Below are 11,587 nucleotides of genomic sequence, written 5' to 3'. Positions count from 1 at the left end.
CCGCCTAGTGCTAGGTAAGCGCAGGGGAATAATAATATCCCTGACCAGCCTACGAATACGAAGCGATCGCGCTTTAACCAGTCGTCTAAGGCGTCAAACCACCCTCTTGTACTGGGGGCACGTCCAACTGCGATGGTCATTGAACTAAAATCCTATTTTACTAAAATTGCACCGTTTTTGAAGCAACGCTGTCGGCTATTGTGCCGACTTTGTGCGACTTCAACGAGGAATTAACGTTTTTTTGACAATCTCAGCAGCCCGAAAGCATCTGAGAATCTGAGATCTTGCCCTCTTAATCAGGGAGCTTCTCAGAATTATGTCATTACACGCACCATTGGCTAATGATTTATTAGCTTCTGGTCACTTAATGATTCTTAACTTATCACATTAGTTTGGGTTTTTGCCCAATTGACTTTATTGACATTCTTGCCACCCTATAGAGGACTGGCTATGCCCAGAATCACCTCTTGGCTTTCCTGCTTAGTCCCTGAAGGGATTTCGGCTTTCCCCCTACATGAATGTAGAGGCTACCTCGGCACAGAAAAATTGGTGTAGTTAATTCTCAACATGACTAGATTTTACTACACGAATACACAGACAGTAACCTCATGAATGACCACAGATGAGGCCAATGGCCCCGTCTCTATCCCTGCCCAGCGGTGGGGGTTTGTTCAGTACAAACCTATTACTTCTGATCAATATCAGAATTTTAATAATTTGACACAAGTTTTCTCATAAATCTTAAAAGTCTCACTCCTGCAACTTGCAAGAAAAGCTCCTGAAATGGCAGACTTGGATCGGGAAGAACTCACAGGCCAAAGTTAGTTCAATGACGGCATCAACAACAATTAACAAAGGTGATTCGCCTAACGGCGATCGCAAACCTTCCAGTATCCTGCATCAAAGTGTTCTGGGTTCTCGTCGGTTTAGCAATTACTGGTGGGCAACCATCGTGACCATGGGCGCCACAGGCTTCTTGTTGGCGGGGATATCTAGTTACTTTAAAGTAAATTTACTCCTAGTTACCGACCCAACTCAACTGATATTTGTACCCCAAGGACTAGTCATGGGCTTATATGGTACTGCCGGCTTACTGTTAGCCTTATACCTCTGGCTCATGATTTTATGGGATGTCGGAGGCGGTTACAACGATTTTAATCAGGACACTGGCAAGATAAAAATCTTTCGTTGGGGATTTCCCGGTAAAAATCGTCGCATTGAAATTGACACCTATACTCAAGACGTGCAGTCTGTGCGCATCGATATCAAAGAAGGTCTGAATCCCCGTCGTGCCCTCTACCTACGTGTTAAGGGTCGGCGAGACATTCCTTTAACACGGGTAGGCCAACCATTATCTTTAGCGGAGTTAGAAACTACAGGCGCGGAATTAGCGCGATTTTTGAGAGTACCGCTGGAAGGACTCTAAGGAAGGGGAAGGATTGCAACTTGTACCAAATCTCAAAAATTACTCAAGCAGATAACATACTCAGGTTAAATCAGTAACTGACTATGCAGTTAAAAGTCTCAAATTTTCTAGTTGCGTTTTTGATAGTCGGTGCTTTGACTTTGGGAGGATGTTCCACACAGGATGTTACTTCTAACTCAGCAGGAACTGAGACAAACACGGGCAACACAACAAGCACTGTATCTGAAATCATAAGTGAGAATATTCCGGGAATGAAAAATTTACCACGCCTCGAAGGTAAAGCTACTGTGGTGATGACCGTTAACGGTTCACCCATTACTATCGAGGTAGACGGCACCAACGCCCCAATTACAGCTGGCAACTTCGTTGATTTAGTCCAAAAAGGTGTATACGATGGGTTAGTTTTTCATCGAGTGGTGCGCGATCCCGAACCTTTTGTAGTTCAAGGGGGTGATCCCCAAGGTAAAGACCCCAAATTTCCCGCAAATAGATTGGGGACGGGTGGTTACATTGACCCGGAAACGGGGAGTGAACGTCGCATACCTTTAGAAATTAAGCCCATGGGTGCAGAACAACCAATAATTTACGGTCAAACTACCCGGCGACCACCTGTGTTACAGCATAAAATGGGTGCGGTAGCAATGGCGCGATCGCAAATGCCAGATTCAGCTTCCTCGCAGTTTTACTTTGCTCTACAAGATCTACGTTTCCTCGATGGTAACTATGCTGTGTTCGGTAATGTCACCGACGGCTTTGATGTGGTGAACAACATTCAGCAAGGCGATCGCATTGAATCGGCTAAAGTGACTCAAGGTGCAGAAAACCTGAAAACACCCGATTAACTCCAGAGTAGGGGAGTAAGGAAAAAAATTCCCAATTCCCCCTCTCCCATTCCTAATTCCACAATGGTTGTCATCACTGGTATTGGTTTAGTTTCCTCCTTGGGAACCAGCTTAGAGCATAGCTGGCAGAAGTTAATCGCGGGTAAATCTGGTCTGCAATGGTATCAACCATTTTCAGAACTAGCAGCCTGTCCTCTAGGTTTGATTGCTAACCAACCTACGGAATTAACAACTTTAACCCAGCTGGTAGTGGCCTCGGCATTAAAAGATGCTGGGTTGGTTTCACCCCTACCCGATTGTGCTGTGGTTATTGGATCAAGTCGCAGTCATCAGGTTACTTGGGAGTTGCTGGGGCGGCAAATATATGGACATAATCCCCCGGAGAATAAAGGGAAAGCAGTTATAGAAAATTGGTTAGATTTTTTGCCTCATACCAACGCCATAGCATCCGCTCGCCAAATCGGTGCATCTGGTATAGTTTTAGCACCCATGGCAGCTTGTGCTACTGGTATTTGGGCGATCGCTCAAGCCGCTTTACTGATTCAAACCGGCCAATGTCAACGCGCTCTGGCCGGTGCTGTAGAAGCCCCAATTACGCCCCTAACATTGTCAGGGTTTCAGCAAATGGGGGCTTTGGCGAAAACCGGGGCTTATCCCTTTGATTTGCACCGGGAAGGGTTGGTATTAGCTGAAGGGGCGGCGGTGTTGGTCTTGGAATCCCCAGAATTAGCACAGCAGCGTCAAGCTAAAATTTATGGTAAGATTCTTGGCTTTGGCTTGACAACAGATGCTTATCATGCTAATAAACCAGAACCTACAGGCAAAAGTGCGATCGCCGCGATTCACCAATGTTTAAAACGGAGTTCCCTAACACCGGAAAATATAGATTACATTCATGCTCACGGCACTGCCACAGTCCTGAATGACAAAGTAGAGAGTCAAATCATCCAAAATTTGTTTCCCCAGAAAGTAGCGGTAAGTTCCACCAAAGGTGCCACAGGTCATACATTAGGAGCATCTGGGGCCTTAGGTGTGGCATTTTCCCTCTTAGCTATGCACAGGGGAATCATACCACCCTGTGTAGGATTACAAACACCAGCATTTGATTTAAATTTGGTCATGGCGGCCCGTGAAACCCAAGTGCGGAAGGTATTATGTTTGAGCTTTGGCTTTGGTGGTCAAAATGCGGTCATGGCCTTGAGTAATATTTAGCTAAAACTAGATTCTGAGAAATCGATATGATAGAAAAGTAGATAAAACTTAAAAAATATTTATCAAATGCTGATTGACTCCCCTGGCTTGTCTCAGGTTAAAGACTCAGTGAAAAGTAAAATTTTCTTCGGTCATGAACCCAGCGCCGAGTTAATTGCCATTCTTAGCGTCTACTTCGTGCAAGGAATTTTAGGCTTGGCCCGTCTAGCAGTAAGTTTTTTCCTCAAGGATGAATTGCTGCTGAGTCCGGCTCAAGTGTCGGCTCTATTGGGAATAGTCGCCTTACCGTGGATAATTAAACCGGTATTCGGCTTTATTTCTGATGGCTTACCCATATTCGGCTACCGCCGCCGGCCTTATTTAGTGCTATCTGGGATATTAGGAGCAATATCTTGGATAAGTTTGGCGACCATAGTTCATACTAGTTGGGCCGCTACCCTAGCGATCGCCCTGGGTTCTCTATCTGTTGCGGTCAGCGATGTCATAGTTGACTCATTAGTAGTAGAAAGAGCCAGGGGAGAATCCCAAGCAGCAGCAGGTTCACTACAATCACTCTCCTGGGGTGCTTCCGCATTGGGAGGTTTACTCACTGCTTACTTGAGCGGAATACTGCTCGAACACTTCACCACGCGCACTGTATTTTGGGTTACCGCCTCATTTCCTCTGATAGTTTCCGCAGTAGCTTGGTTAATTGCTGAAACCCCCATTAGTAAAAATGCCCCACATAGCAATAATAGCCAGAACCCTTTAAGCATCAAGTATCAACTCAAGCAACTACGCCAAGCAATTACCCAAAAATCCATTTGGCTACCCACAGCCTTTGTATTTGTCTGGCTAGCCACCCCAACAGCCGATTCTGCCTTCTTCTTCTTCAGCACCAATGAACTACACTTTCAACCAGAATTTCTAGGACGGGTAAGACTGGTAACCAGTGGGGCTTCTTTGATAGGAGTGTGGATGTTTCAACGCTTCCTCAAAAATATTTCATTTCGCGCCATTTTCACTTGGAGTACAGTCCTATCATCAGCCTTGGGAATGACAATGCTGCTGCTGGTCACCCATACTAACAGAGCTTTAGGTATAGATGACCACTGGTTTAGTTTGGGTGATAGCCTGATTCTGACCGTCATTGGACAAATTGCCTATATGCCCGTTTTGGTACTTGCAGCCAGATTATGTCCCCCAGGAGTAGAAGCGACATTATTTGCCTTACTGATGTCCGTTTCCAACTTAGCCGCAATGGTTTCCTATGAACTTGGAGCCATCATCATGCATTGGCTGGGCATCAGCGAAACCAACTTTGAACTAATGTGGCTATTAGTAATTATTACTAACCTCAGTACACTATTACCACTGCCATTCATTCATTGGTTACCGGCAGAGGATCCACAAGGGCAAACAGCAGAAATATCTCACTTGATGCCCGAATTAATCCTGAGGGAATCAGACTCACAAAGCATGGAATCCAAAAGACCATAATATCAGCAGATGCAGACCTTAAAAATTGAAGACACCCCAAATCCAGAAGAATCTTATACCCTTGCAGATTGGCAGGGAGGATATAAATCCCTTACCCAAGAATTTGACTACTGGATTGATGATATTGAAGGGCAAATTCCCCCAGAATTACAAGGTACATTGTTTAGAAATGGCCCCGGCTTGCTAGATATCAATGGACAACCAATACATCACCCCTTTGATGGCGATGGGATGATTAGCCGGATCAGCTTTGTCAATGGTCGCGCCCATTTCCGTAACCGCTTTGTTCGTACTGAAGGCTATTTAGCAGAACAGCAAGCGGGTAGAATCCTTTATCGGGGTGTCTTTGGTACTCAAAAACCCGGCGGTTGGTTAGCTAATATTTTCGACTTCAAAATAAAAAATATTGCCAATACCAATGTAATTTATTGGGGTGATAAACTCTTGGCACTGTGGGAAGCAGCAGAACCCCATTGTCTTGACCCCCATACATTAGAAACTTTAGGAAAAGAATATTTCCATGGTGTTTTATCATCCGGTGAAGCCTTTGGCGCACATCCCCGCTTTGACCCCAGTTGTAACCAAGATGGTGGCGCACCTTGTCTGGTAAATTTCTCGATTAAACCGGGACTATCCACCACCATTACTATATTTGAACTCAACCCAGACGGTGAAGTTGTGAGAAAACAAACTCATAGTATTCCCGGTTTCTGTTTCATTCATGATTTTGTCATTACTCCTAACTACTGTATCTTCTGGCAAAATCCCGTTACCTTTAACCCCATACCCTTCGCTTTAGGAATACGTGCTGCTGGAGAGTGTATAAAATTTCAGCAAAATCAACCAACTAGGATTATAGTGATTCCCCGTCACCCCGGAGAAACAAAGGTAAGAACTTTAGAAACTCAATCTGGCTTTGTTTTCCACCACGCTAATGCTTTTGAGGCGGGTGATGAAATTGTCATTGATTCTATTTGCTACGCATCATTCCCAGAAGTCGAGCCGGAAAGCGATTTTAGAGAGGTTAATTTTGCCGCAATTTCCCCGGGTCAACTGTGGCGATTCCATGTTAATCTTCAGACTGGGAAAGTGCGCCAACAGATGAAGGAAAGCCGTTGTTGTGAGTTCCCTAGTATAAATCCCCAAATTGTCGGCAAAAAATATCAATATTTATACTTAGGTGCATCTCACGGGGAGACAGGTAATGCGCCCTTGCAAGCATTGCTGAAAATTGACTTGCACTCAGGAGACAGACAATTGTGGAGTGCTGCACCACATGGTTTTACTGGGGAGCCGATTTTTGTCCCCCGGACGGATGCTAAACAAGAAGATGATGGCTGGGTGCTAGTATTGGTTTATGATGCCACACATCACCGCTCGGATTTAGTCATATTAGATGCCAGTGACTTTAATCAAGGTGCCATTGCCAGACTACATCTTAAACATCACGTTCCCTATGGTCTACATGGCAACTTCACAGATGAAGTTTTCATTTAAACACTTATAATACCAGTAGGTTGGGGTGAGGAAGGACAACCAAAGCCGCTCTGTGGCCTTTCTCAAGATTCCAACCCACCTAGGTTGATGACTTGATTTTGACACTCCCTAAAGTACCATCATGGTAAATCCCTTACCGCTTCCGTTGAGCCTTTGAGGATATCGCAGCCCCAAAAAAGGGAGAAAATCGAGGTAACATTCCCGCAAAATGTCACAAAAACCAGAAAATTCCAACATTCTCAGACAAAAAGGATAAGCTAGGGATATCACTCATATATATATCCAGTCCGCAAAGATAATGCGACTAGGAGAAGATGTTATGGTTTCAAAATCTCCCTTGCCCATAGAACCTGAGACTCCGGGGCACATTTGCCCATTAGACCAGGCCTGTAGTTACTTAGAAGCTGCAGGTAAAGAATTAAACCTAAATCAAGGAGTATTGGCAATCCTCAGCCATCCCCGTAAAGTGGTGACAGTTTCTATCCCCGTGAAGCTAGATAATGGTCAAATTCAAGTGCTAACTGGACATCGGGTGCAGCACTCTGATATTCTCGGCCCCTATAAGGGAGGAATTCGTTACCATCCGGCTGTGACATTAGGGGAAGTATCAGCCTTAGCTATGCTCATGACTTGGAAGTGTGCGTTATTGGGCATACCTTATGGCGGTGCCAAGGGAGGTATAGCCATAAATCCTCAAGGTTATAGTGTGGGAGAATTAGAAAGAATCAGTCGCCGCTATATCAGTGAGTTAATTAAAGACATTGGACCTTCAGTAGATATACCCGCCCCAGACATGGGTACTTCTGCCCGTGAGATGGCTTGGATGATGGATACTTATTCTGTAAATGTGGGTCATGCCGTCCCTGGAGTCGTCACTGGTAAGCCCCTTTCTATTGGTGGTTCTTTAGGGCGAGAAAAGGCAACGGGCAGAGGTGTAATGATTATTGTCCGTGAGGCATTAGCGGAACGAGGTAAACCCCTGACAGGAGCGCGAGTAGTAATTCAGGGTTTTGGTAATGTGGGGGGTGCAGCAGCGGAATTATTACATGAGTTGGGGGCTAAAATCATCGCTGTCTCCACAGGGGCTGGGGGTATTTTGGCGACCGACGGGCTTGATATTACGGCATTGAAAGCTTATACGGCGAAAAATCACAAGAGTGTTGTGGGTTTTCCCCAAGCAGTACCAATTAGCAATGCAGATTTACTCAGTTTGCCTTGCGATGTCTTGATTCCAGCAGCTTTGGAAAATCAAATTACTAGGGAAAATGTCAACGAGGTGCAGGCGGAAATTGTCGCCGAAGCAGCTAATGGACCAGTGACTTTAGCAGCGAATCAGTCCCTAGAGGAGCGTGGTGTGACTGTGCTACCGGACATCCTGACCAATGCTGGCGGTGTTGTTGTCAGTTATTTAGAGTGGGTGCAGGGTCTTTCTTATGTGTTTTGGGATGAGGAGCGTGTAAACCATGAAATGGAACAGTTAATGCTGGCAGCTTATCACCAAGTAATACAGCAGTCAAAGAGCAGACAAATTCCTCTACGATTAGCAGCTTACACTTTGGGTGTTGGTAGAGTTGCACAGGCGCTGGCTGATAGGGGTCTTTATCCTTAGTTTTTAATTTCACCCAAAGGTACTTTGGCGGGACTCCCAGTACTCCCTTGAAGGTGGGCTTCAGAAGCCTATGGTCCTACTATCCACAGTATAAGACCAGTCTCCCTCGGGGGCTGGCATAGTGTTTGTCATACGTACCCGAAATGCGCTGGGTGAGACTCCTAATAATCGCTTGAAGGCTCGAGTCAGATGACTATGGTTGTAAAATCCGCAGCACAGAGCAATCTCGCTCAGGGACATACTAGAGGACTCTAACAAGCCTTTAGCTCGGTATACCCTCTGCCGAATAATGTATTGATGGAGTGAAATTCCCGTGGTTTGCTTGAAGCGATAACATAGATACGACCTGCTGAAATTGATTTGCTGCGCTAGTTCAGTTAATTTAAGGTCTTGCTCAAGGTAGAGATCAATATATTTCAGTACTAGTTTTAAGCTATGTAGTCCGAAACGTCCCTCATAATTTTTTTGTTCAATGCCACAGTCAGAATAGTGCTGATTACGATTGGTTTTGATAATCATAGTTGCTTGGCAAAAAGGTTACAAAATCAGTTAGACATATCCTTAGCCTTACAAGTCAATTGACTTGTCAAGTAACTTTAGAAGGATATGTCTAGATAAGATATCATTTAGTTATAAGGAACTTATAAGAGAAAAATAATCACTATCTAAGGATAGAGGATTTCAACCGGAGAGATAAAAGCACAATGTATTACCGCCTCTGGTTTGAGCAGATGTCAGGGCTTGGTCAACTGTTGTTAATAATTCTTCAGGAGTGGCGGTAGAACTGGGGATAGTGCCAGTAATACCTAAACTGATCGTAAATTTTTGTAAGCTGAGGATAGCTTGGTATAAGTGTTGGGCAAGACGCAAGCTACTATCTGACGGCATACTGGGTAGAAGAATACCAAATTTTCCTCCAGTGTAGTAAGTGATAAAACTAGGAGGAGTAAGGTACTTTTGTAAAGTTTGCCCAAGCTGTAAAAGGTAAATTTTCTGCTGTTGTTTCTCAAAATCATCAATGGCGCAAAAAATTAAGCCAAGAGGGATATATTGTGTACGCAGCCGTTGCCATTCTTGCTTTAAAGTATGACTAAAATCATCGGGAGGTATGAGAGTAGGTATATGCTCTGTGATGTTGGAATCATTCAGCGGTAGTGTTGTTCCTGGTGGGCTAAATCCTTGTGATAATGCTTCCAATAAAAAACTGAGTTCGGTAATATGTGCATTGCTCAGATGTTCTTGTGTGAGAAGGGCTTCTATTTCCCGTGCTATTTCTGAGCCTTGGGGATACCCAAAAGTACCCAAATTACCAGCTAAACGATGAACTATGGTCAGGATATGTTGTTGCTGTTGCGAGTTGTTGGTTTTTAATTGGAGTTGATTGATTGCTGTGTTGAGTTCTGCTATTTTTTCAGGTAAGGAAGCTTGAAATTCTGCTTTAATTTCTTCAATAAGCGCGATTCCCTCGGCTATATCGTCAACTGTTGCCACTGGAGACTCAGATTGCCCTTCTTTTCTAGCTTTAAGACGATATCCCAAACCGTAAATAGTTTCAATCACTTCTTCTTTGATTCCTGCGGCTTTGAGTTTACGTCGTAAGTCTTTGATTAAATTGGTGACCGCATTATCTGTAGGGAACTCATCTGCTAACCATAATTTGTCAATTATATCTCTACGGGTCAAAATCCTGTGGGGGGAGCGTAAAAATAATTCTAATAACCCAAATTCCTTGGGAGTGAGTTGAATTAATTCCTCTCCATACTGCACTTTTAGCAACTGGGGATTAAGGGATAAGTTACCCCATTCCAAAGTCACTAAACTTGATTCGTGTACTCGACGGGATAAAGCTCGTATTCGCGCCAATAATTGAGGAGTCTCACAGGATTTGACTACATAATCATCCGCTCCAGCATCTAAACCTCTAATCACATCTTCCTCTGCGCCCTTGGCGGTGAGCATTAAGATGGGGACTTGACAACCGTGCTGACGTAGTTGACGACACACACTCAAACCATCTAATTTTGGCATGAGTACATCTAGCAAAATTAAGTCATAATTGAACTGATTTACCATTTCTAGACCAATGTGACCATTTGTAGCCACATCGACTACATAGCGGTAGGAAATAAGAATATTTGTGAGTAATTTACTGAAATAAGTATCATCATCTATTAATAAAATCTTCATTCTTACCCATTTTCACTCATTATCCCAGTTACCAAAAATAATGAAACTATTGCCTATATACTCCCAGTTGATGCTGAAATTTCTCGGCAGAATTCCTCTAAAGACGTTATTTATTGTACCTTATATGGCTATCATTCTGCTGAGTGTTGGCACGGTCACTTATCTTTCTTATGAAACTGGGGAAAGAGCGGTGAATAAATTGCTAATCCCAATAATATCATCCAGAATACGCCAAATTAGCGATCGCTTGACTGCATATCTGGGAACACCACAAAGATTAGTGGCTATGAATCGCTATGGGATAGAGCAAGGACAAATCAACCCAGAAAATTGGGAAGAGTTAAGATTGCATTTCTTCCAACAACTCAAACTCTACAAACTGCCAACTAATATTTATTTTGGTGGGAGTAATGGTATACATATTTTTTCCGCTCAAGATAGAGTGGGACTGGTAGCACCAAAAAATTCTTGGTTAGGCGGGGGTGTACATCCATCTCATATCGGAGAACGACATTATTACATCCTGAATGAACAGGGAAAATTTACCACAATTATCCCGGAGCAAACCAAACCATATACACCAGTCACACGTCCTTGGTACAAAACTGCTCAAGCTAAAGGTCAACAAACCTGGTCACCAGTGTACCCATTTTTTTACATTGATACAGCTAGTATTTCTGCCGTGGCTCCAGTATACCGCAATGGTGAACTTATCGGCGTTGTAGGTTGTGATTTAGTCCTTGATGATATTAGCTTGTTTTTACAAAAGCTGCATTTCTCAGCCTCGGGACAGTCATTTATTATTGAACGTTCTGGGGATGTGGTAGCTACATCCACAGCAGAACGCCCTTTTGTGAAAAACCTTAATGGTGTAGAACTAGTGCGGTTAAAAGCTGAGAATAGTAGTAATAAAATCATTGCAGTCACAGCTAAAGAATTACGCAAACGCTGGAATAATTTAGAAGTGCGTGAACCGACTAATTTTAAGTTTGTGGATGAAAATAATCAACTACATTTTGCACACATTTTTCCTTATGACGATGAATATGGGTTAGATTGGTTAATTGTAGTGGTATTACCAGGATCTGAATTTCTCGCAGATATTCAAGCTAATACATACCGCAGTTTAGGGTTAGGAACCATCACATTATTATTAGCCATCACTTTCGGTATTAGTTTGTCATATTGGGTGAGCCAACCGATTTTAGATTTAAATCAAGCTGCTAAACATTTAGTCCAGAGGGAAAATTATCAAGCAGATTTGAAGTTAAACAGCATATTATCTCGCCGAGATGAGTTAGGAAAATTAGCGCAATCTTTTTTGCAAATGGCTGG

General features: G+C 43.5%; 8 protein-coding genes and 1 pseudogene. 7 read left to right on the top strand and 2 right to left on the bottom strand.

What is annotated here, in order from left to right; translation table 11 throughout:
• A pseudogene (locus tag NWP21_RS15620) lies at positions 1 to 140 on the bottom strand (photosystem II D2 protein (photosystem q(a) protein)); the annotation flags it as partial.
• Positions 141 to 829: 689 nt separating this feature from the next.
• Here NWP21_RS15620 and NWP21_RS15615 point away from each other — a divergent pair.
• The 6 genes from NWP21_RS15615 to NWP21_RS15590 all read left to right on the top strand — a co-directional run bounded on the left by NWP21_RS15615 (position 830) and on the right by NWP21_RS15590 (position 8,065).
• Complete coding sequence (locus NWP21_RS15615) at positions 830 to 1,426, top strand: photosystem I assembly protein Ycf4 (RefSeq protein WP_280793365.1); 597 nt, start codon at positions 830 to 832, stop codon at positions 1,424 to 1,426.
• Positions 1,427 to 1,509: 83 nt separating this feature from the next.
• Positions 1,510 to 2,268, top strand: a complete 759-nt coding sequence (locus tag NWP21_RS15610) for a peptidylprolyl isomerase (RefSeq protein WP_280793364.1) — start codon at positions 1,510 to 1,512, stop codon at positions 2,266 to 2,268.
• A gap of 63 nt (positions 2,269 to 2,331) precedes the next feature.
• The gene (locus tag NWP21_RS15605; protein WP_280793363.1) at positions 2,332 to 3,480 is read left to right on the top strand and encodes a beta-ketoacyl-ACP synthase; all 1,149 of its coding nucleotides are present in this window, start codon (positions 2,332 to 2,334) and stop codon (positions 3,478 to 3,480) included.
• Positions 3,481 to 3,546: 66 nt separating this feature from the next.
• Positions 3,547 to 4,959 (top strand): folate/biopterin family MFS transporter, encoded by a 1,413-nt coding sequence (locus NWP21_RS15600; RefSeq protein ID WP_280793362.1) that lies wholly within the window; start codon positions 3,547 to 3,549, stop codon positions 4,957 to 4,959.
• 9 nt (positions 4,960 to 4,968) lie between these two features.
• Complete coding sequence (locus tag NWP21_RS15595) at positions 4,969 to 6,456, top strand: carotenoid oxygenase family protein (protein WP_280793361.1); 1,488 nt, start codon at positions 4,969 to 4,971, stop codon at positions 6,454 to 6,456.
• A gap of 319 nt (positions 6,457 to 6,775) precedes the next feature.
• Entirely contained in the window at positions 6,776 to 8,065 is a 1,290-nt protein-coding gene (locus tag NWP21_RS15590; protein WP_280793360.1) for a Glu/Leu/Phe/Val dehydrogenase, read from the top strand.
• Between the two features lie 681 nt (positions 8,066 to 8,746).
• On the opposite strand, the gene NWP21_RS15585 is transcribed toward NWP21_RS15590, so the two are convergent.
• A complete protein-coding gene (locus NWP21_RS15585) occupies positions 8,747 to 10,252 on the bottom strand; it encodes a response regulator (protein WP_280793359.1) in 1,506 nt (501 codons plus the stop codon).
• Positions 10,253 to 10,376: 124 nt separating this feature from the next.
• On the opposite strand from NWP21_RS15585, the gene NWP21_RS15580 reads away from it, so the two are divergent.
• On the top strand, positions 10,377 to 11,587 hold a 1,211-nt coding region (locus NWP21_RS15580), incomplete at its 3' end, for a cache domain-containing protein (protein WP_280793358.1).

Origin of the sequence: Anabaenopsis sp. FSS-46, from assembly GCF_029891665.1 — a bacterium.
Taxonomy (GTDB): Bacteria; Cyanobacteriota; Cyanobacteriia; order Cyanobacteriales; family Nostocaceae; genus Anabaenopsis; species Anabaenopsis arnoldii.
Note: the sequence above shows the minus strand (reverse complement) of the source record. Positions and strands in the feature narration are given on the sequence as shown.

Excerpts from the sequence above, each read along its gene's own strand:
- NWP21_RS15615 (WP_280793365.1), top strand. The coding sequence starts at position 830 with ATGACGGCATCAACAACAATTAACAAAGGTGATTCGCCTAACGGCGAT.
- NWP21_RS15610 (WP_280793364.1), top strand. The coding sequence starts at position 1,510 with ATGCAGTTAAAAGTCTCAAATTTTCTAGTTGCGTTTTTGATAGTCGGT.
- NWP21_RS15605 (WP_280793363.1), top strand. The coding sequence starts at position 2,332 with ATGGTTGTCATCACTGGTATTGGTTTAGTTTCCTCCTTGGGAACCAGC.
- NWP21_RS15600 (WP_280793362.1), top strand. The coding sequence starts at position 3,547 with ATGCTGATTGACTCCCCTGGCTTGTCTCAGGTTAAAGACTCAGTGAAA.
- NWP21_RS15595 (WP_280793361.1), top strand. The coding sequence starts at position 4,969 with ATGCAGACCTTAAAAATTGAAGACACCCCAAATCCAGAAGAATCTTAT.
- NWP21_RS15590 (WP_280793360.1), top strand. The coding sequence starts at position 6,776 with ATGGTTTCAAAATCTCCCTTGCCCATAGAACCTGAGACTCCGGGGCAC.
- NWP21_RS15585 (WP_280793359.1), bottom strand. The coding sequence starts at position 10,252 with ATGAAGATTTTATTAATAGATGATGATACTTATTTCAGTAAATTACTC.